The organism is Catellatospora sp. TT07R-123, from assembly GCF_018327705.1.
In the GTDB taxonomy this organism is placed as follows: domain Bacteria; phylum Actinomycetota; class Actinomycetes; order Mycobacteriales; family Micromonosporaceae; genus Catellatospora.
Window position 1 is genome coordinate 3401664 of sequence record NZ_BNEM01000002.1, and the last position, 19634, is coordinate 3421297.

The window sequence follows — 19634 nt, forward strand, 5'->3', positions numbered from 1 at the left end:
GACCGGCGACGGCAGGAAACGCCCGGCGTCGCTCACCGTGGCGAGGGGCGTTGGACGAGGAGGGACGATTCAATGCGTTTCACGCGTATGGCGGCGATCGCCGCAGTCGCGGTGCTCGCATTCGGCACCGCCGCCTGCGGCAAGGACGAACCGGCCACTCCGGCCGGCGGCACGCCGCTGACGTCGAAGGCGGCCGCCGGCCAGCTGAAGTTCGGCGTGAAGGCCGACCAGCCGGGCCTCGGCCTTCAGGTCGGCACGAACTACGAGGGCTTCGACATCGAGATCGCGAAGATCATCGCCAAGGGCCTCGGCGGCGACCCGGCCAAGAACCAGTACGTCACCACCGTGTCCGCCAACCGCGAGCCGTTCCTGCAGCAGGGCACGGTCGACGTCGTCGTGGCGACGTACACCATCAACGACGACCGCAAGAAGAAGGTCAACTTCGCCGGGCCGTACTACACCGCCGGCCAGGACCTGCTGGTGAAGGCCGACTCGACCATCACCGGGCCGGACCAGCTCGACGGCAAGAAGGTCTGCTCCGTGACCGGGTCGACCCCGGCCAAGCGCATCGCGGAGAAGTACCCGAAGGCGCAGCTCCAGCTGTTCGACAACTACTCCAAGTGCGTGCAGGCGCTGTCCGACGGCACCGTCGACGCGGTGACCACCGACGACATCATCCTGGCCGGCTACGCCGCGCAGGACGCCTTCGCGGGCAAGCTCAAGGTGCTCGGCAAGCCGTTCTCGTCGGAGCCGTACGGCATCGGCGTGAAGCTGGAGGACAAGGCGGGCTGCACCAAGATCAATGAGATCCTGAAGGCCGCCGTGGCCGACGGCTCGTACGCGGCCGCGTGGAACGCCACGCTCGGCAAGAGCGGCACGCCCGCGCCGACGCTGGACACCAGCAAGCTGACCAACTGCCCCGCGTGACCATCCCCGGTGAGGCGGGAAGTCCGGCTGCCCGCCTCACCGGACCCGAAGACCGGGCAATTCGAGGGAACTGATGGACGTCTTCTCCGATCCGCTGAACCGGCAGGCCTTCCTGGACGGCTTCGCGATGATCCTGAAGCTGACCGCGGCGTCGGCCCTGCTGTCGCTGCTGCTGGGACTGCTGCTGGCCGCCTGCCGGGTCTCCCCCGTGCCGGTGCTGCGCGCGCTGGGCGCGGGATGGGTGCACCTGTTCCGCAACACCCCGCTGACGCTGATCATCACGTTCTGCTTCTTCGGGCTGTACAGCGCGATGGGAGTGAAGTTCTCCGACGACATCGACATCAACAACTACTGGCTGGCGGTGGTCGGGCTCTCGGCGTACACGGCGGCGTTCGTGTGTGAGGCGATCCGGTCGGGCATCAACACCGTGCCGATCGGGCAGGCCGAGGCGGCCCGCGCGCTCGGGCTCACCTTCGCGCAGAACCTGCGGCTGATCATCCTGCCGCAGGCGGTGCGCTCGGTGGTGGCGCCGCTGGGCAGCATCCTCATCGCGCTGACCAAGAACGCCACCATCGCCGGGGTCATCGGCGTCGCCGAGGCGTCGTCGCAGATGAAACAGCTGATCAACGACAACGGCGACGCCGCCGTGGAGATCTTCGCGGTCTTCGCGCTCGCCTTCGTGGTCCTGCTGGTCCCCGTCGGGTACGGCTTCAGTGCCCTGGCCAACCGCCTGGTGGTGCGCCGGTGACCCGCCGCGCCGAAGACCTGGAGATCCGATGAACGCGAGCGTCCTCTACGACCACCCCGGCCCGCGCGCCCGGCTGCGCAACCGGGTGCTCAGCGTCGTCGTCGCCGCCCTGCTCCTGGCCGGCGCCTACTGGATCTACCGGGCCCTCGACGCCAAGGGCCAGTGGGACTGGAAGAAGTGGCAGCCGTTCTTCCAGGAGATGCCCACCCCCGGCGGCCCGCCGGTCAACGTGTGGGCCGACTACATCGTGCCCGGCCTGGTCGGCACGCTCAGCGCCGCCGCCACGGCGATGGTGCTGGCGCTGGCGTTCGGCCTGCTCTTCAGCGTGGCCCGGCTTTCCGAGCACGCCTGGGTGCGGGTGCCGGCGGGCATGGTGGTCGAGTTCTTCCGGGCCGTCCCGCTGCTGCTCATGATCTTCTTTTTGGTGTACGGCGGTTACTACGTCTTCGGCACCGCCGTGCCCGCCTTCTGGGCCGTCGTCATCGGGCTCACGCTCTACAACGGCTCGGTGCTGGCCGAGGCGTTCCGCGCGGGCATCCGCGCCGTGCCCGGCGGGCAGTCCGAGGCCGCGTACAGCCTCGGGCTGGTCAAGAGCCAGGTGATGCGGCTGATCCTGATCCCGCAGGCCGCCCGCAGCATGCTGCCCGTGATCGTCAGCCAGCTCGTGGTCGTGCTCAAGGACACCGCGCTGGGCTACATCGTGGCGTACTCGGAGCTGATGCTGGAAGGCAGCAAGATCTACGCCAACTACAACAACCCGGTGCCGGTGTTCCTCGTGCTGGCCGCCATCTACATCCTGATCAACGGCACGCTCACGCTGATCGCGCACCTGCTGGAGCGCCGGGCGAACCGCCGCGGCGTGGCCACGGCCGCCGTCCGCCCCGGCACCGCCGGCCCGGCCGCCACGGGCGGCGCCTGACCCACGACGGCGCCGCCCGACCTGGCCGGGCGGCGCCTGAGAGCTCGGACCTAGCGGGCGATCTCGGTGGTACGCGACTCGCGGACGACCGTGATCCGGATCTGACCCGGGTAGGTCAGCTCCTCCTCGATCTGCTTGGCCACGTCCCGCGCCAGCACGGCGGCACCGATCTCGTCGACCTCCTCCGGGCGCACCATCACCCGGATCTCGCGGCCGGCCTGCATCGCGAAGACCTTGTCGACGCCCGACTTGGCCCCGGCGATCTCCTCGATCCGCTCCAGCCGCTTGACGTACGCCTCCAGCGACTCGCGCCGCGCTCCCGGGCGGCCGCCCGAGCAGGCGTCCGACGCCTGGGTCAGCACGGCCTCGATCGTCTGCGGCGGCACCTCGTTGTGGTGCGCCTCGATCGCGTGCACGACCTCCTCGCTCTCCCCGAACCGGCGGGCCACGTCCGCGCCGATCAACGCGTGCGAGCCCTCCACCTCGTGGGTGAGCGCCTTGCCGATGTCGTGCAGGAACGCCGACCGCTTGATCAGTTCGGGGTCCAGCTTCAGCTCGGCGGCCATGATCCCGGCGATGTGCGCGGTCTCGACCAGATGCTTGAGCACGTTCTGCCCGTACGACGTCCGGTAGCGCAGCCGCCCCAGCAGCGTGACCAGCTCCGGGTGGATGTCGGTGATCCCGACCTCGACCAGCGCGTCCTCCGCCGCGCGCTGGCACATGCGCTCCACCTCGAAGCGGGCCACGTCGTAGACCTCTTCGATGCGGTGCGGGTGGATGCGCCCGTCGAGCACCAGCTTCTCCAGCGTGAGCCGCCCGACCTCGCGCCGCACCGGGTCGAAGCAGGACAGCAGCACCGCCTCCGGGGTGTCGTCGATGATCAGGTTGACGCCGGTGACGGTCTCGAAGGCGCGGATGTTGCGGCCCTCGCGGCCGATGATGCGGCCCTTCATCTCGTCGCTGGGCAGGTGCAGCACGCTGACCACGCTCTCGGCGGTCTGCTCGCTGGCCACCCGCTGGATCGCGTCGACCACGATGTGCCGGGCGCGCTGCTCACCGGTGGCGCGGGCGTCGGCCTCGATGTCGCGCACCAGCAGCGCGGCCTCCCGCTTGGCCTGGTTCTCGATCGTCTCGACCAGCTCGACCTTGGCCGCGTCGGCGGTCAGCCCGGCGACCCGCTCCAGCTCGCGGCGGCGCTGCTCCTGCCCCTGCGCCAGCTCCTGCTCCTTGGACTGCAACGCCAGGTCCCACTTGGCCAGCTCGGTCTCGGCGGCGGCGATGCGGCGGTCGCGCTCGGCCAGCCGGTCGGCCTCCTCCACGTTCTGCCGCTCCCGCTCGGCCAGCCGCTCGGCCTCGGCCGCGTGCATCCGCTCACGCTCGTCGAGGCGCTGCAACCGGCGCTCGGCCTCGGCCGACTGATCCTTGGCGGTCGAGGTCAGCATCGCGATCTCGCGCTCACCGGTCCGGCGGGCGGTGCTGCGGACCTGCTCGGCGTCCTCCTCGGCCTGGCGGTGCGCGCGCTGCAGCACGGTGTCGGCCTCGGCGTGGGCGCCGTCGAGCACCCGCTGCGCCTCGGCGCGGGCCGTCGCGACCTCGGCCTTGGCCGCGGCGTTCTCGGCCCGTACGGCGGTGGCCTCGGCGCGGGCCGACGCGACCGAACGGCGCTCGCCCTCCAGCGCGACCTGCGCGTCGGAGACGGAGTTCTGGAGCTCGACCAGGGTCTGGCGCTGCCGCTCGCGCTCGGCCACCGCCTCCGGGTCGTCCACGACCACGCTCAGCGGCAGGCCGGTCGGGGCGGTCGGCCCGGTCAGCCGGCGCATCAGGCGGGCACCGAGCACCAGCGTCGCGGCGACCAGCAGGGCGAGCACGACGATCGCCGCGAGCAGTGCTGCCTCGACGGCGCTCATGGCGCGTTCCCGTCGTGCTCGGTCATGGCCCGCCTCCTGATGCTCGGTACCGTCCGGCACGGTGGTGCCGGTTTGGAGGCACCCGACCAGGGGTGGGGGGTGACGGCACCGCACGGTGATCGCTGCGTACAGCGCGTTGTGACGAGACTACATTCCGCTGTGTTCAGCGGGTAGGCTCGTCCCATCGCGCCGCCTGCCTGCGACAATGCGCGGCGGAGCAGCGACTTCATGTGGTCGGCCGCGTTGGGGTGTCCCGCAGCCGAGTGTGTTCACCAGGCAAAACTGTTGTCGTACTGTTACGCGTTCTATGTTGTGTGGTTTAACACGAGCTGGTCGGTGATACCTCTTCATGCGAGGCTAGGTTGCCGGAGGTGGTCCGGTCAAGAACTCATGATCGGACACCAAGTCGCACGCAACGCCCATTGTGTCCGGTTGCCAAGCGATGTGAGCTGTCCGTAACAGTTCTTTATCCCGGCGTGTCGCGCGTGTCCGCGCTCCCGCCCCCCGACCTCCCCCACCCAGCCCACCCCAACTAACGCCCCGATTCCCGGAAAACGTTGTCACCCACCCCAAGACCCTCACGATCGCCACCCACAGCGCATGATCGGCGTCTCCGGTCAGAAACTAAGGCGTTAGCGCTGTTTCTGACCGCAAACGCCGATCATGAGCCGCGTTGAGCGGATCGCCACGCAGCCGACTGCTGCGGTTGCGGGAGGCTGCGGCTGCGGAAGGCGGAGGTCGCCGGGCCGGCCTGCGGCTGCCGGGCCGGCCTGTGGTGGCCGGGCCGGCCTGTGGTGGCCGGGCCGGCCTGCGGTGGCCGGGCCGGCCTGCGGTGGCCGGGCCGGCCTCATGATCGCCGGTTGCGGTCGGAAGCTAAGGCGTTAGCGCTGCTTCCGACCGCAGACGCCGATCATGAGCCGCGCTAAGCGGACCGCCACGCAACCGACTGCTGCGGCTGCGGGAAGCGGCGGCGGTCGACGGGCCGGACTGCGGCTGCCTCCCAGCCCCATGATCAGCGTCTGTGGTCAGTAGCTAAGGCGTTAGCGCTGCTTCCGACCGCAAACGCCGATCATGAGCCGCGCTAAGCGGACCGCCACGCAACCGACTGCTGCGGTTGCGGGAGGCTGCGGCTGCGGAAGGCGGCGGTTGCCGGGCCGGGCTGCGGATGCCGGGCTGCGGTGGCGGGACGCGGTGGCGGGACGCGGATGCCGGGCTGCGGATGCCGGGCTGCGGTGGCGGGACGCGGATGCGGCGGGTGCGGGCGGGGTCAGTCGAAGATGTCGGGGTCGATCTGTTCGGCGAGTTCGGCGTCGGCGGCGCTGCGGGCCGCGAGAGCCTCCTTGACCGCCCGGACGGCGATGCCGCCGGGGTACCCCTTGCGGGCGAGCATGCCCACGACCCGCCGGAACACCACGTCGGGCTCGCCGTGCACCGTACGCAGCTTGCGCTCGGCCAGCTCGTACGCGGTGCGGGCCTGGGTCTCGTCGTCGAGCTCCGACAGGGCCTCGGTGACCACTTCCTGGTCGACGCCGCGGCGGCGCAACTCCTGCCCCAGCGCTCGCGCGGCCAGGCCGCGACCGTGGTGGCGGCTGCTCACCCAGGCTCGGGCGAACGCCGCGTCGTCGATCATGCCGACTTCGTCGTAGCGGTCGAGCACCGCTGCGGCGACCTCGTCGTCGACGCCCCGGGTGCGCAGCGCCGTGGCCAGCTCGGCCCGGGTGCGGGGGCGGACGGCGAGCTGGCGCAGGCAGATCTCCCGCGCCAGCTCGTATGGATCACGCGGCGCCGGCTGCGGCCGGGCTGCCGCCGACGGGTCGTCCGGGTCCTGTTCCCCGGTCGCGGACTCCCCGGTGCGCGGCGTCCGGGGCGGGGCGGGTGGCTTCGCATCCCAGCCCCGGCCGGTGCGAGCGCCGCGCCGACGTCCTGCCATCGTGGCGTCTCAGCCGGTCAGGCGGATCAGAAGTCCACCGGGGGCAGCGCCGGGCCGCCCGCGGCGTCCGAGGCGCTGGACACGCCGACGCCGAGCTTCTCCAGGATCTTCTTCTCGATCTCGGCGGCGACGTCCGGGTTCTCCTTGAGGAACTCGCGCGCCTTCTCCTTGCCCTGGCCCAGCTGGTCGCCCTCGTACGTGTACCAGGCGCCCGCCTTGCGGATGATGTTCTGCTCGACGCCGACGTCGATCAGCGAACCCTCGCGCGAGATGCCCTTGCCGTACATGATGTCGAACTCGGCCTGTTTGAACGGCGAGGCGACCTTGTTCTTGACGACCTTGACGCGGGTGCGGTTACCCACGACCTCGGTGCCGTCCTTCAGGCTCTCGATGCGGCGGATGTCCAGGCGGACCGAGGCGTAGAACTTCAGCGCCTTACCACCGGTGGTGGTCTCCGGGCTGCCGAACATGACGCCGATCTTCTCGCGCAGCTGGTTGATGAAGATCGCGGTGGTGTTGGAGTTGCTCAGGCCACCGGTCATCTTGCGCAGCGCCTGGCTCATGAGGCGCGCCTGCAGACCGACGTGGCTGTCGCCCATCTCACCCTCGATCTCGGCGCGCGGCACCAGCGCGGCCACCGAGTCGATCACGATCAGGTCCAGCGCGCCCGAGCGCACCAGCATGTCGGCGATCTCCAGCGCCTGCTCACCGGTGTCGGGCTGCGAGACCAGCAGCGCGTCGGTGTCGACGCCGAGCGCCTTGGCGTACTCCGGGTCGAGCGCGTGCTCGGCGTCGACGATCGCGGCGATGCCGCCGTTGCGCTGCACGTTGGCGATCGCGTGCAGGGCCAGCGAGGTCTTACCGCTGGACTCCGGGCCGTAGATCTCGACGATGCGGCCACGCGGCAGGCCGCCGATGCCCAGCGCCACGTCGAGGGCGATGGAGCCGGTCGGGATGACCATCATCTGCACCTGGGGACGCTCACCCAGGCGCATCACGGAGCCCTTGCCGAACTGCTTGTCGATCTGCGCCAGCGCCAGGTCCAACGCCTTGGTCTTGTCGGGATTCGTCGTCGCCATCTTCGTCGCCACCTCTGTCAGTGCACTGTCAGTCGACTTCGCAGCCTTTTTCGTCACGCGGTCACGCTAGGCGCTGGGTCCGACAAAGCGAATACGGGCACGCCGCGCCTGTGGACAAGCGCACGGGTGAGGACATTAGCCGAACACGTGTACGAGCGCCATCCTGCCACGCCGTAGGCGTGCCCACACCCGGGTCAGCGAAGCCGGGCAGGCACCCGATCGGAGTACTGCTCGACCACCGCGCGCCAGATGACGTGCACTTCCTCACCCTCGGCCATAGCCCTGTCGATGGTCCGCCCGCCCAGGGTGGCGAACACCTGATCCTTGGCCACGCTGGTGGCGTACACCGGGCCGAACACCTCGCCCAGGCGCTCCCAGAAGTCCGTCCGTCGCATCGGGCCAGTCTGCCACTCGCCGCCGATCTCCGCCCGTCCCCACCTGCATGATCAGGAGGAGTTCGTGCAGTTTCGGGGAAACTGCACGAACTCCGGCCATGATTCCTGCACTTTCCCCGAAACTGCACGCACCGCCGCTCAGCGGGCGGCGGAGGCGGCGGGGGCGGGGGCGGGGGCGGCGGGGGTCAGCGCGGCGAGGGTGGAGGGGCGCAGGGCCAGGGCGATCAGCGGGAGCGTGGCCAGCGCCGCCAGCAGCGCCAGCACGCGGTACCCGGACAGCTCCACGACCACCCCCGACACCGCGCCGGACCCGGCCGCCGCCAGGCCCATGACCAGGTCGGACACGCCCTGGGCGCGGGCCTTCACCGCGACCGGCACCGACTCGGCGAACAGGGTCGACCCGCCGACCATGGTCCCGGACCAGCCGAGCCCGAGCAGCACCAGCGCCACGGTGATCAGGTCGGTGCGGTCGCCCGCCGCGGCGGCCGTGGCGCAGGCCGCCAGCAGGAGCGCGACGCCGCCGAGGATGACCCGCAGCCGGCCGACCCGGTCGGTGAGCCAGCCGACCACCGGCGCCAGCGCGTACATGCCGGCGATGTGGGCGCTGAGCACCAGCCCGACCAGGCGCAGCGTGTCCGGGCCGGAGTGGGTCGCGCCGATGTGCACGGGTGTCATGGACATCACGCCCACCATGACCAGGTGTCCGAGCGCCATCGAGGCCATGCCCAGCCGCGCGGCGGGCGAGGCGAGCACCGCGCGCATCACGTCCCCGAACCGCGGCCGCTCCGCCGGGGCCGGCGCCTGCCCCGGGACCGCGTCCGCGGCGGCGGCGGCGCGGGCGATCGAGGTGGACAGCAGCAGCGGGTCGGGGCGCAGCAGGAGCGTGAGCAGGGCGGCGGCCAGCACGAAGGACAGGGCGCAGAAGGCGAACGGGCCCGCCATCAGCGGAATGCCGTACGGCTCCAGCAGCCGCCCGAGCGGTGCGGCGAGGTTCGGCCCGGCCAGCGAGCCGAGCGTGGTCGCCCAGACCACCAGCGACAGCTGCCGCCCGCGCCGGTGCGGCTCGGCCAGGTCGGCGGCGGCGTACCGGGACTGGAGCTTGGCCGCGCTGCCCGCCCCGAACAGGAAGAACCCGACGAACAGCAGCGGCCCGGAGCGCAGCAGCACCGAGCCGAGCACGCCCGCCGCGCCGAGGGTGCCGACGAGGTAGCACGCGGCGATGCCGGGGCGGCGGCCGTACCGGCTCATCAGGCTGGTGGCGGGGATCGCCCACAGCGCGCCGCCGACGACCGCCGCGCTCTGCGCCAGGCCGGACAGGGCCGCGGTGCCGGTGATGTCCTGCGCGAGCAGCGCGCCGATGGAGATGCCCATCGCCGTGCCGAGACCACTGATGATCTCCGCACTCATCAGCACGCGGACGGTGCGGGACTGCACGCGCGCATGGTCGGCCAGGGTGGCGCTCACGGGGGCTCCCGGGGGGGGTCGGGGTAAGGGGCGGTGCCGTTGTCTCTACCTTGCCCCATGGTGCCGGTCGGCACCGGCCCCGGGCTAGCCGAAGACGATTCGGGTATCGTCTTGCCCGCAGCAGGAAAACGCATGCCACCTGGGTCCCTCCGCGGCACGTGCACGCGACACGGGCCGTGATCCCGGCGGCGCGCACAACTGAACCGGCCGGGCCCCCATCGGACGTCCGGCCAGATCTTGACCGCTGAGGCAACGACGCTCCCGACCAGCACGTCCAGTGCGCAAGGGCAGTGCCGCTGCCCCGTAAAGCACCTGGGCGACGCCGCGCGCCACCCAGCCGATCGGGGAAGGACAACCCGTGACCATCACCCCCGTCACGCCGCGCGCGATGACTGCCGAACAGCGTGAGCAGTTCGAGCGCGACGGCTATCTGATCATCCGCAACGTGCTCTCGCCGGAGGAGGTCGCGCACTACGCCGCGGCCGTCGACCGGGTGTACGCCGAGCACGAGGCTGTCGGCAAGCTGGGCGCGGACGCGTCGCTGCACAAGCTGAGCGCGGTCGCCAGCTGCCCCGAGCTCAACGGCCTGGTCGACCACCCGGCGGTGTTCCCGCTGGTGTGGTCGATGATCGGCTGGAACGTGCACGTCTACCACTCGCACCTGGACGTGCACCCGCCGATCCCCACCACCAAGCCGTACCGCTTCGAGTGGCACCAGGACGGCGGCCGCCAGAACGGCGAGCTGGAGACCGACCCGCGCCCGCGCCTGTCGGTGAAGCTGGCGTTCTGGCTGTCGGACGTGTCCGAGCCGGGCCGCGGCAACTTCAAGGTCGTCCCGGGCAGCCACAAGATGAACCGCATCGACGGCCCGCCGAGCCGCGACATCGAGTGGCCCGACCCCGCCGGCGCCATCGAGGTCTGCGTCCACCCCGGCGACGTGGTCTTCTTCGACCGCCGCATCTGGCACGCGCGCTCCAACAACTACTCGGAGATCACCCGCAAGGCGGTCTTCTTCGGGTACACCTTCCGCTGGATCGCCACCCGCGACCAGAAGCCGGCCGCGGAGGACGTCGCCCGGCTCAGCCCGGTGCAGCGCCAGCTCGTCGGCGCGCTCGAGGGCCGCATCGACGACCCGGTGGACGGCGGCGACCACGCGTGGGGCTACTTCCCCGACGAGGTTCCGCTCTACACCGAGCTGAAGGAGCAGGGTCAGCTCGACTCGTCCTTCCCCTGGCTGCGTCGCTGACAGCACGCGCACGAGAGGCCGTCCCCGCCCGGGGGCGGCCTCTCGCCGTCACGGGGCCGGTTGGCACGCGCGGCTAGGCTCGGGCGCATGGACATGACGTGCCCCAAATGCCATGCCCCGATGCGACAGTACGAGCGCAACGGCGTGACCCTCGACCAGTGCACCGAATGCCGCGGCATCTTCCTGGACCGCGGTGAGCTGGAGCGCCTGGTCGACGCCGAGAACGCCTGGCACGGGGCGCGCGCCCAGCAGCACGCCCAGCCGCCGCACACCGCCGGGCCCGGCCAGCCCACCCACCCGGGCCAGCCCGTGCACCCCGGCCAGTACGCGCCGCCCGCCGCGCAGCCCGGCTACCCGCCCCAGCACGGCTACGGCCAGCCCCAGCACGGGTACGCCCAGCCGCAGCACACCCAGCACGGCTGGCGCGACTACGACTCCGACGAGTACCCGAAGTACGGCCACGGGCACCACAAGAAGCACAAGAAGCACGAGAGCTTCCTGGAGGAGCTGTTCGACTGATCAGCGGCTGATCAGCGGCTGATCGGCGCGGGGCCGCCGGCCAGCGCGGCGGCGACCGCGGCGGCCAGCGGCCCCGCCTCGTCCGGGGCCAGCGTGGCGATGGTCAGCCGGATGCCGGGGCCGGTCGCGGTGCGGTAGACGTGGCCGGGGGTGACGGCGTATCCGGCGTCGCGCAGCGACGCGACGGCCCCGGTCTCGTCGGGCACCGGCACCCACACGTTGATCCCGGTGCGCCCGCTCGCGGCGACACCGCGCTCGGCCAGGGCGGTGAGCAGGGCGGCCCGGCGCTGGTCGTACGCCCGGCCGGCGGCCTCGATCCCGGCGGCGACCCGCTCGTCGCGCCACAGCCGCAGCAGCGCGCGCTGCAACACGGTGGAGACCCAGCCCGCGCCCAGCCGCAGCCGGCCCTCGACCCGCGACACCGTCTCGGCGTCCCCGGCCAGCACCGCGCAGCGCAGGTCGGGGCCGTAGGGCTTGGCCGCGCTGCGCAGGAACGCCCAGGTCGCGCCGCCGCCGACCGGGTGCAGCGGCACCGGGGCCAGCTCACCGGCGTGGTCGTCCTCGATCACGAAGACGTCGCGCAGCAGCGGCCGCAGCTCGCGGGCGCGCTGCTCGCTCACCGCCGCGCCGGTCGGGTTCTGCGCCCGGGTGGTGACGATCACGGCGCGCGCCCCGGCCGCCAGCGCCGCGCGCACCCCGTCGACCACGGGCCCCTCGTCGTCGACCGGCATCGACACCGGCACCAGGCCCTGCGCGGCGACGAGGTCGAGCAGCGCGGCCCAGCCCGGGTCCTCGACCGCCACCCGGTCACCGGGCCGCAGCCGGGCCGCCAGCAGCCGGTCCAGGCCGTCGAGCGCGCCCGACACCAGCGTGTACGACGCGTCGCCGGGTAGCTGCGGCAACCGTTCCCGGGCCAGTTCCAGCAGCTCGGGCAGCGGACCGCCCCCGGCGTAGCCGACCGGCCCGAGCACGGCCAGCTCGTCGGCGACCTCGCGCAGGATGGGGGCGAGGTCGGGCAGCAGCGCCGGATCGGGGTCACCGGCGGCCAGGTCGCGCAGCCCCGGCGGCACCGGCACCGAGGCCCGCGCCGCCCTGCTCGCGGCGATCGGGGTGACCGCCCGCACCCGGGTGCCGTGGCGGCCCGCGGTGACCACGATCCCGCGCCCGCGCAGCCGCTGGTACGCCGCGGCGACCGTGGCCGGGCTCACGCGCAGCTCCTCGGCCAGCACCCGCACGCTGGGCAGCGCCGCACCCGGGGCGAGCGCGCCGTGACGCACCCCCGCCTCGACGGAGTCGCTGATCGCGATTGCCGACCCACCGGTGATCCGATATTGTTCTGACACAATCACCATTATGTACTAGTACAGACGGCGAAAGGCAAGGACCGTGACCGAGTACCCGCGGACCGCGCGCACCACCGCCCTGCGGATGCGCGAGCGCATGTCGTACGACCGCGAGGCCGCGCACGCCATCCTCGACGAGGGTTGGCACTGCAGCCTCGCCTTCGTCCGCGACGGGCTGCCCCAGGTGCTGCCCACCCTGCACGTGCGCCTCGGCGACACGCTCTACCTGCACGGTTCGAGCGGCGGCCGGATGGGCCTGGAGGCCCGGGGCGGCGGCCTGCCCGTGGCGGTCACCGTCACCCACCTGGACGGCCTGGTGCTGGCCCGGTCGCAGTTCAACCACAGCGCCAACTACCGCTCGGTGATCGCCCACGGCACCGCCGTGCTGGTCACCGACGACGAGGAGAAGCGGCGGGTGCTGACCGCGCTCACCGAGAAGATCGCGGCCGGGCGCGCCGCCCAGAGCCGCGGACCGAACGACCGCGAGCTGGCGCAGACCGCCGTGCTGGCGCTGCCGCTGACCGAGGTCTCGGTGCGCAGCCGCGCCGACACGGCCCACGACGACGACGAGGACCTCGACCTGCCGCACTGGGCGGGCGTCGTCCCGCTGCGCACCGTCGCGGGCCTGCCCGACCCCGCCCCGGGCGTGCTCGTGCCCGTCCCCGACCACCTGCGCCCGGCCGCCTCGCCGTGGCTCACCGCCACCCCGCTGCGCGGGCGGCACGTGCACCTGGAGCCGCTCGACCTGGCCCACACCGACGGGCTGTTCACCGCGCTCGGCGGCGACGAGCAGGTCTGGGAGCACCTGCCGACCCCGTGCCCGCACACCCGCGAGCAGATGGCCGACGTGGTCCGCGGCATCCTCGCCGACCACGAGGCCGGCCGCCGCGTGCCGTACGTGCAGCGCGACGCGGTGACCGGCGAGGTCTTCGGCACCACCTCGCTCTACCCGGAGGAGAAGGTCCAGGCGCTGGAGATCGGCGGCACCATCCTGGCCCGGTCCCGCTGGCGTACGGCGGTGAACACCGAGGCGAAGCTGCTGCTGCTCACGCACGCGTTCGAGGTGCTCGGGGCGCGGCGCGTCACCTGGCAGACCGACGTGCGCAACCTGCGCTCGCAGGCGGCGATCGAGCGGCTCGGCGCGGTGCGCGAGGCGACCCTGCGCGCCAACCGCAACCGCAAGGACGGCTCGGCCCGCGACTCCGCGCTCTACAGCATGCTCGCGATCGAGTGGCCGGACGCACAAAAGCAGCTGACCAGCCGACTTCTCGGCGGGGCCGACGTCCGGTAAGGATGAGACATGCTCGGCGTCACTGACATCTGGACGTACGTCCTCGGGACGGTCGCCATCGTCCTGCTCCCCGGCCCCAACTCGCTGTACGTGCTGTCCACCGCCGCCGGCCGCGGTGTGCGGCAGGGCTACCGGGCCGCGTTCGGCGTGTTCGCCGGCGACAGCGTGCTCATGTTCGCCTCGGCGGCCGGCGTGGCGTCGCTGCTGCGCACGTACCCGCCGCTCTTCCTCGTGATCAAGTACGCCGGTGCGGCGTACCTGGGCTACCTCGGGGTCAAGATGGTGCTGGCCGCGATCCGGCGCTGGCGTACGCGCGGTGAGGCGGCCGAGGCGCTCGCCACCGCCGCCGCCGAACCGGACACGACCAACCCGTTCCGCAAGGCGTTCACGATCAGCTTGATGAACCCGAAGGCGATCCTGTTCTTCGTCTCGTTCTTCATCCAGTTCGTCGACCCCGGGTACGCCTACCCCGCGGTCACGTTCCTGCTGCTGGCGACCATCGCGCAGCTGTTCAGCGCGGCATACCTCAGCGTGCTGATCTTCAGCGGGAACCGGCTGGCCCAGGCCTTCCGCCGCCGCCGTCGCCTGGCCGCCGCCGGCACCACCACCATCGGCGCCCTCTTCCTCGGCTTCGGCCTCAAGCTGGCCACCGCCTCCCTCAACTGACGCGCTCGCGCTGCGGTTGATCGCGCAGTTTCGGGGAAAGTGCACGAAAGAGGGCCGCGATTCGTGCAGTTTCCCCGAAACTGCACGAATCGCGGCCCGCTTGCGCGAAAGCGGGCCGGATCAGCTCAGGGCCGGTTCCGGGATCAGGAGGTCGTGGCGGCCGAGGTCGCGGATGATGTCGTTGACGACCCAGACGTCCACATGGGCCGGTCGGATGTGGCGGGCGTCGCGGCCGCGCATCACCACGTAGTGGACCGCGGCCCGCACCCGGGCGCGGTCGACCGCGCTGGCGCGGACGGTCTCCCGGATCAGCTGGCGCAGGTGCGCCGCGATGCGTTCGAAGAGGGCGATCTCGTGACTGGGCTGGGGTTCCCCGGCCTGCAACCGGGCCAGGTGGCCGTCGAGCTGCCGTAGCAGCACGTCCGATTCGTGACGAAAGCTCCGTCGCTCGGCCATTGCGTCCCTACCTCCCACGCCGTATTCGTTGCGCTACTTACCGTGAGCAAGACGGTACGTGATTCGGACTACTCCGGGCAACCCTGGCAACCGTTCGATCTCACCCGACAGGATCTACCCGATAGAACCTGTCCATACACCCGAATCTTGCCTCCTCCGTTCGGATGATGTCGGCAGTTGTCGTACCGGGCGGGCAGGATGGTCGTGATGAAGCAGCAGCCCGGCGGCGCTGTCGCCACCCTCGACCCGAACTTCGGCCCGGCCACCCGGGCCTGGTTCGACGCGGCCTTCGCGGCGCCCACAGCGGCCCAGTCGGGCGCCTGGCGTGCCATCAGCGCCGGGGACAACACCCTGGTCGTGGCCCCGACCGGCTCCGGCAAGACCCTGGCGGCGTTCCTGTGGGCGCTGGACCGGCTGGCCCACGAGCCGGTGCCCGACGACCCGGCCGCGCGCTGCCGCGTGCTGTACATCAGCCCGCTCAAGGCGCTGGCCGTCGACGTCGAACGCAACCTGCGTACGCCGCTGACCGGCATCCGGCACGCCGCCGACCGGCTCGGCCTGGCCGAACCGGACATCACTGTCGGAATGCGCACCGGCGACACGCCCGCCGACGAGCGCCGCGCCTTCACCCGCCGCCCGCCCGACATCCTGATCACCACCCCGGAGTCGCTGTTCCTGCTGCTCACCTCGGCCGCCCGCGAGTCGCTGCGCGGCGTCGAGACCGTGATCATCGACGAGGTGCACGCGGTCACCGCCACCAAGCGCGGCGCCCACCTGGCCCTGTCGCTGGAGCGGCTGGACGCGCTGCTGCCGAAGCCCGCGCAGCGCATCGGCCTGTCGGCGACCGTCGAGCCGGTCGAGTCGGCCGCCCGCTTCCTGGGCGGGGCCGCGCCGGTGCACGTGGTGCAGCCGCGCACCGAGAAGACCATCGAGGTCACCGTCGAGGTGCCGGTCGAGGACATGACCGCCCTGGCCGAGAGCGAGCCCGAGGACGAGGGCCCGCGCCGCTCGTCGATCTGGCCCGCGGTCGAGGAGCGGGTGTTCGAGCTCATCCGCGCGCACCGCTCCACCATCGTCTTCACCAACTCCCGCCGCGGCGCCGAGCGCCTGTGCGCGCGCCTCAACGAGCTGGCGGCCGAGGCGGTGGTCCAGCCTGTGCCGCCGCCCGCGCAGATCATGGCCCAGTCCGGCACCGGGTACGGTGCCGCGCCGCTTCTCGCCCGCGCCCACCACGGCTCGGTGTCCAAGGAGGAGCGCAAGCAGATCGAGGACGAGCTGAAATCCGGGCGGCTGCCCGCGGTGGTGGCGACGTCCAGTCTGGAGCTCGGCATCGACATGGGCGCGGTCGACCTGGTGGTGCAGGTCGGCGCCCCGCCCAGCGTGGCGGCCGGGCTCCAGCGCGTCGGCCGGGCCGGGCACCAGGTCGGCGCGGTCTCGCGCGGCGTGGTGTTCCCGGTGCACCGCGGCGACCTGCTGTCGTGCGCGGTGGTGTCGCTGCGGATGGGCGCCGGGCAGCTCGAACCGCTGGACTTCCCGCACAGCCCGCTGGACGTGCTGGCCCAGCACGTGGTGGCGATGACCGCGATGGACGACTGGACCGTGGCCGACCTGGCCGAGCTGGTGCGCCGGGCCGCGCCGTTCGCGGCGCTGCCGGAGTCGGCGCTGCACGCGGTGCTGGACATGCTGGCCGGGCGATACCCGTCGACGGCCTTCGCCGAGCTGCGCCCGCGCATCGTCTGGGACCGGGCCGCCGACCTGCTCACCGGCCGCCCCGGCAACCAGCGCCTGGCCGTCACCTCCGGCGGCACCATCCCCGACCGCGGCCTGTTCGGCGTCTTCCTCGCGGGCTCCGAGAAGGCCAGCCGGGTCGGCGAACTCGACGAGGAGATGGTGTACGAGTCGCGCGTCGGCGACGTCTTCGCGCTGGGCACCAGCTCGTGGCGCATCGAGGACATCACGCCCGACCGGGTGCTGGTCTCCCCCGCCCCGGGACAGCCCGCGCGGCTGCCGTTCTGGAAGGGCGACCAGGCCGGGCGCCCGGTGGCGCTGGGCCGGGCGCTGGGGGCGTTCCTGCGCAAGCAGTCCGAACCGGACACCCTCGATCCGGCCGCGCAGCGCAATCTGGCGGCATACCTGGACGAGCAGCGGCAGGCGACCCGGCACCTGCCCGACGACCGGACGGTGCTGGTCGAGCGGTTCCGCGACGAGCTCGGCGACTGGCGGATCGTGCTGCACTGCGTGCTCGGCGCACCGGTCAACGCCCCGTGGGCGCTGGCGATCGGCCAGCGCCTGCGGGAACGCTACGGCGTGGACGCGCAGGTGCACGCGGCCGACGACGGCATCGTGATCCGGCTGCCGGAGACGGCCGAGGAGCCGCCCGGCGCGGACGTGTTCGCCTTCGACCCCGACGAGATCGAGCCGATGGTGGCCGACGCGGTCGGCACGTCGGCGCTGTTCGCGTCCCGGTTCCGCGAGTGCGCGGCCAGGTCGCTGCTGCTGCCCCGCCGCGACCCGGGCCGCCGCCAGCCGCTGTGGCAGCAGCGCCAGCGGGCCGCTCAGCTGCTGGACGTGGCGCGCGAGTACCCCGACTTCCCGGTGACGCTGGAGGCGGCGCGCGAGTGCCTGCGCGACGTCTTCGACCTGCCGTCGCTGACCGGGCTGATGCGCGAGATCGCGGGCCGCAAGGTCCGCATGGTCGAGGTGTCGACCCCGCAGCCGTCCCCGTTCGCACGCTCGCTGCTGTTCGGCTACGTCGGCGCGTTCCTCTACGGCGAGGACGCGCCCCTGGCCGAGCGCCGCGCCGCCGCACTGGCGCTGGACCCGACCCTGCTGAGCGAGCTGCTGGGCCGCGTCGAGCTGCGCGAGCTGCTGGACCCGGCCGTCATCGAGGCCACCGCCGCGCACCTGCGCTGGGCCGACCGGCGGGTGCGCGACGCCGAGGACACCGTCGAGCTGCTGCGCCGCCTGGGCGATCTGAGCCTCGACGAGCTGGTCGAGCGCGGCGTCGACCCGGCTTGGCTGCCGGAACTCGGCCGCGCGGTGCGGGTGCTGGCGATCCGGGTGGCGGGGCAGGACCGCTGGATCGTCGCGGAGGACGCCGGGCGCTACCGTGACGCGCTCGGGGTCGCGCTGCCACCGGGGCTGCCCGCGGCGTACGCGGCGCAGGTCACCGATCCGCTGCCGGACCTGATCGGACGGTTCGCCCGCACCAGCGGCCCGTTCCGCGCCGACGCCTGCGCGCAGCGGTTCGGCCTCGGCGTGGCCGTGGTCGAGCACACGCTGCGGCGCCTGTCGGCCTCGGGCCGGGTGGTCTCGGGCGAGTTCACGGCCGCCTCCGACGGCGGGTTCGTGGAGTGGTGCGACGCGGAGGTGCTCCGTACGCTGCGGCGCCGCAGCCTGGCCGCGCTGCGCAAGGAGATCGAGCCGGTCCCGCCCGCCGTCCTGGGCCGCTTCCTCCCCGTATGGCAGCAGATCGGCCGCCGGTCCACCGGCATCGACGCCGTCGCCGCCGCGATCGACCAGCTCCAGGGCGTACCCGTCCCCGCCTCCGCCCTGGAACGGCTCGTCCTGCCGCAACGGGTCTCCGACTACACCCCGGCATACCTCGACGAGCTGTGCGCCACCGGCGAGGTGGTCTGGGCCGGGGCGGGCGCCATCGGCGGCAACGACGGCTGGGTCACGCTGGCCTTCGCCGACGCCGCGCCGCTGCTGCTCCCACCGCCGCTGGACATCGCCCGCACCGAGCTGCACGAGTCGCTGCTCACCGCCCTCGGCGAGGGGGCGCTGTTCTTCCGGCAGCTCGCCGACCGGGTCGAGGGTGGCGCCGACACCGACGAGCTGCTGGCCGCGTTGTGGGACCTGGTCTGGGCGGGGCTGGTCGGCAACGACACCCTGGCCCCGGTGCGGGCGCTGGTCGCCGGGGGCGGCGGCGCGCACCGGGCCAAGCCTTCCCCGGCGCGGGCCCGCTACCGGCGGCCCAGCCTCACCGGCGGGCGGTCGCTGGCCTCGGCGCGGGCGACCTCGCCCACGGCCGCCGGGCGCTGGCACGCGCTGGCCCCGCGCGAGACCGACGCCACCGCCTGCGCGGCGGCACTGGCCGACGTGCTGCTGGAACGGCACGGCGTGGTGACGCGGGGCGCGGTCGCGGCCGAGGGGCGGCCGGGCGGCTTCGCGGCCGTGTACCCGGTGCTGGCGGCGCTGGAGGAGCGCGGCGCGGCCCGGCGCGGGTACTTCGTGGAGGGGCTCGGGGCGGCGCAGTTCGCGCTGCCGGGGGCGGTGGACCGGCTCCGGTCGTACACGGAGGAAGGCGGCTCGCGGGCCCTGGTGCTGGCCTCGACCGACCCGGCCAACCCCTACGGCGCCGCGCTGCCCTGGCCGCACACCACCGACGGCCACCGGCCCGGCCGCAAGGCCGGGGCGCTGGTCGTCCTCGTCGCCGGCGAGCTCGTCCTGTACGTCGAACGCGGCGGCCGCACCCTGCTCACCTTCGGCGGCGACGGCACCGCCCAGGGCCTGGCCGCCACGGCGCTCGCGGAGGCGGTGGGCGCGGGCGCGCTCGGGCCGCTCACGGTCGAACGGGCCGACGGCGAGTCGATCACGGGCAGCCCGCTGGGCGCGGCGCTGGAGGCGGCCGGTTTCCGGATGACCCCGCGCGGCCTGCGGATACGCGGCTGACCCTGAACTTTCCTGGGTGGCGCCTGGATGAACGATCAGGGAAACACCCGGGAACGGCGGGCGGAAAGAG

The 19634-nt window shown here is 72.8% G+C and carries 15 protein-coding genes; 8 read left to right on the top strand and 7 right to left on the bottom strand.

Annotation, left to right across the window (positions count from 1 at the left end):
* The first annotated feature begins 72 nt into the window (after positions 1 to 72).
* From Cs7R123_RS34915 to Cs7R123_RS34925, 3 genes are all read left to right on the top strand, one after another.
* Entirely contained in the window at positions 73 to 927 is an 855-nt protein-coding gene (locus Cs7R123_RS34915) for a glutamate ABC transporter substrate-binding protein (protein ID WP_212832950.1), read from the top strand.
* Positions 928 to 1000: 73 nt separating this feature from the next.
* Positions 1001 to 1675, top strand: coding sequence for an amino acid ABC transporter permease (locus Cs7R123_RS34920; RefSeq protein WP_212832953.1), 675 nt, complete (start codon positions 1001 to 1003; stop codon positions 1673 to 1675).
* 28 nt (positions 1676 to 1703) lie between these two features.
* Complete coding sequence (locus Cs7R123_RS34925; protein ID WP_212832955.1) at positions 1704 to 2594, top strand: amino acid ABC transporter permease; 891 nt, start codon at positions 1704 to 1706, stop codon at positions 2592 to 2594.
* Between the two features lie 50 nt (positions 2595 to 2644).
* On the opposite strand, the gene rny is transcribed toward Cs7R123_RS34925, so the two are convergent.
* The 5 genes from rny to Cs7R123_RS34950 all read right to left on the bottom strand — a co-directional run bounded on the left by rny (position 2645) and on the right by Cs7R123_RS34950 (position 9369).
* Entirely contained in the window at positions 2645 to 4501 is a 1857-nt protein-coding gene (gene rny / locus Cs7R123_RS34930; protein ID WP_212832957.1) for a ribonuclease Y, read from the bottom strand.
* 1267 nt (positions 4502 to 5768) lie between these two features.
* Positions 5769 to 6431, bottom strand: a complete 663-nt coding sequence (locus Cs7R123_RS34935; RefSeq protein ID WP_212832959.1) for a regulatory protein RecX — start codon at positions 6429 to 6431, stop codon at positions 5769 to 5771.
* Positions 6432 to 6457: 26 nt separating this feature from the next.
* Entirely contained in the window at positions 6458 to 7510 is a 1053-nt protein-coding gene (recA, locus tag Cs7R123_RS34940) for a recombinase RecA (protein ID WP_212832961.1), read from the bottom strand.
* Between the two features lie 194 nt (positions 7511 to 7704).
* Positions 7705 to 7905 (bottom strand): DUF3046 domain-containing protein, encoded by a 201-nt coding sequence (locus tag Cs7R123_RS34945; RefSeq protein ID WP_212832963.1) that lies wholly within the window; start codon positions 7903 to 7905, stop codon positions 7705 to 7707.
* 138 nt (positions 7906 to 8043) lie between these two features.
* Positions 8044 to 9369, bottom strand: coding sequence for an MFS transporter (locus Cs7R123_RS34950; protein ID WP_374707059.1), 1326 nt, complete (start codon positions 9367 to 9369; stop codon positions 8044 to 8046).
* Positions 9370 to 9727: 358 nt separating this feature from the next.
* On the opposite strand from Cs7R123_RS34950, the gene Cs7R123_RS34955 reads away from it, so the two are divergent.
* Positions 9728 to 10615 carry a phytanoyl-CoA dioxygenase family protein gene (locus tag Cs7R123_RS34955; RefSeq protein ID WP_212832965.1) on the top strand — a complete coding sequence of 296 codons (888 nt, stop codon included), beginning with the start codon at positions 9728 to 9730 and terminating at the stop codon, positions 10613 to 10615.
* An 87-nt stretch (positions 10616 to 10702) separates the two neighbouring features.
* Positions 10703 to 11134 (top strand): zf-TFIIB domain-containing protein, encoded by a 432-nt coding sequence (locus Cs7R123_RS34960; RefSeq protein WP_212832967.1) that lies wholly within the window; start codon positions 10703 to 10705, stop codon positions 11132 to 11134.
* An 11-nt stretch (positions 11135 to 11145) separates the two neighbouring features.
* On the opposite strand, the gene Cs7R123_RS34965 is transcribed toward Cs7R123_RS34960, so the two are convergent.
* The gene (locus tag Cs7R123_RS34965; RefSeq protein WP_212832969.1) at positions 11146 to 12477 is read right to left on the bottom strand and encodes an aminotransferase class I/II-fold pyridoxal phosphate-dependent enzyme; all 1332 of its coding nucleotides are present in this window, start codon (positions 12475 to 12477) and stop codon (positions 11146 to 11148) included.
* A gap of 85 nt (positions 12478 to 12562) precedes the next feature.
* On the opposite strand from Cs7R123_RS34965, the gene Cs7R123_RS34970 reads away from it, so the two are divergent.
* Entirely contained in the window at positions 12563 to 13768 is a 1206-nt protein-coding gene (locus Cs7R123_RS34970; RefSeq protein ID WP_212834892.1) for a bifunctional pyridoxamine 5'-phosphate oxidase family protein/GNAT family N-acetyltransferase, read from the top strand.
* 9 nt (positions 13769 to 13777) lie between these two features.
* Positions 13778 to 14434 (top strand): leucine efflux protein LeuE, encoded by a 657-nt coding sequence (leuE, locus tag Cs7R123_RS34975; RefSeq protein WP_212832971.1) that lies wholly within the window; start codon positions 13778 to 13780, stop codon positions 14432 to 14434.
* A 120-nt stretch (positions 14435 to 14554) separates the two neighbouring features.
* Here the strand turns inward: leuE and Cs7R123_RS34980 are convergent, their stop codons facing one another.
* Positions 14555 to 14854: a hypothetical protein gene (locus Cs7R123_RS34980; protein WP_244872340.1), complete on the bottom strand. Its 300-nt coding sequence runs from the start codon at positions 14852 to 14854 to the stop codon at positions 14555 to 14557.
* Positions 14855 to 15097: 243 nt separating this feature from the next.
* On the opposite strand from Cs7R123_RS34980, the gene Cs7R123_RS34985 reads away from it, so the two are divergent.
* Positions 15098 to 19564 carry an ATP-dependent helicase gene (locus Cs7R123_RS34985; RefSeq protein WP_212832975.1) on the top strand — a complete coding sequence of 1489 codons (4467 nt, stop codon included), beginning with the start codon at positions 15098 to 15100 and terminating at the stop codon, positions 19562 to 19564.
* Positions 19565 to 19634: the final 70 nt, after the last annotated feature.

What these genes read in the sequence shown, in the direction of transcription:
- leuE (WP_212832971.1), top strand. Translation starts at nt 13,778, where the DNA reads ATGCTCGGCGTCACTGACATCTGGACGTACGTCCTCGGGACGGTCGCC.
- recA (WP_212832961.1), bottom strand. Translation starts at nt 7,510, where the DNA reads ATGGCGACGACGAATCCCGACAAGACCAAGGCGTTGGACCTGGCGCTG.
- Cs7R123_RS34935 (WP_212832959.1), bottom strand. Translation starts at nt 6,431, where the DNA reads ATGGCAGGACGTCGGCGCGGCGCTCGCACCGGCCGGGGCTGGGATGCG.
- Cs7R123_RS34925 (WP_212832955.1), top strand. Translation starts at nt 1,704, where the DNA reads ATGAACGCGAGCGTCCTCTACGACCACCCCGGCCCGCGCGCCCGGCTG.
- rny (WP_212832957.1), bottom strand. Translation starts at nt 4,501, where the DNA reads ATGAGCGCCGTCGAGGCAGCACTGCTCGCGGCGATCGTCGTGCTCGCC.
- Cs7R123_RS34960 (WP_212832967.1), top strand. Translation starts at nt 10,703, where the DNA reads ATGGACATGACGTGCCCCAAATGCCATGCCCCGATGCGACAGTACGAG.
- Cs7R123_RS34920 (WP_212832953.1), top strand. Translation starts at nt 1,001, where the DNA reads ATGGACGTCTTCTCCGATCCGCTGAACCGGCAGGCCTTCCTGGACGGC.
- Cs7R123_RS34970 (WP_212834892.1), top strand. Translation starts at nt 12,563, where the DNA reads ATGCGCGAGCGCATGTCGTACGACCGCGAGGCCGCGCACGCCATCCTC.
- Cs7R123_RS34945 (WP_212832963.1), bottom strand. Translation starts at nt 7,905, where the DNA reads ATGCGACGGACGGACTTCTGGGAGCGCCTGGGCGAGGTGTTCGGCCCG.
- Cs7R123_RS34985 (WP_212832975.1), top strand. Translation starts at nt 15,098, where the DNA reads ATGAAGCAGCAGCCCGGCGGCGCTGTCGCCACCCTCGACCCGAACTTC.
- Cs7R123_RS34915 (WP_212832950.1), top strand. Translation starts at nt 73, where the DNA reads ATGCGTTTCACGCGTATGGCGGCGATCGCCGCAGTCGCGGTGCTCGCA.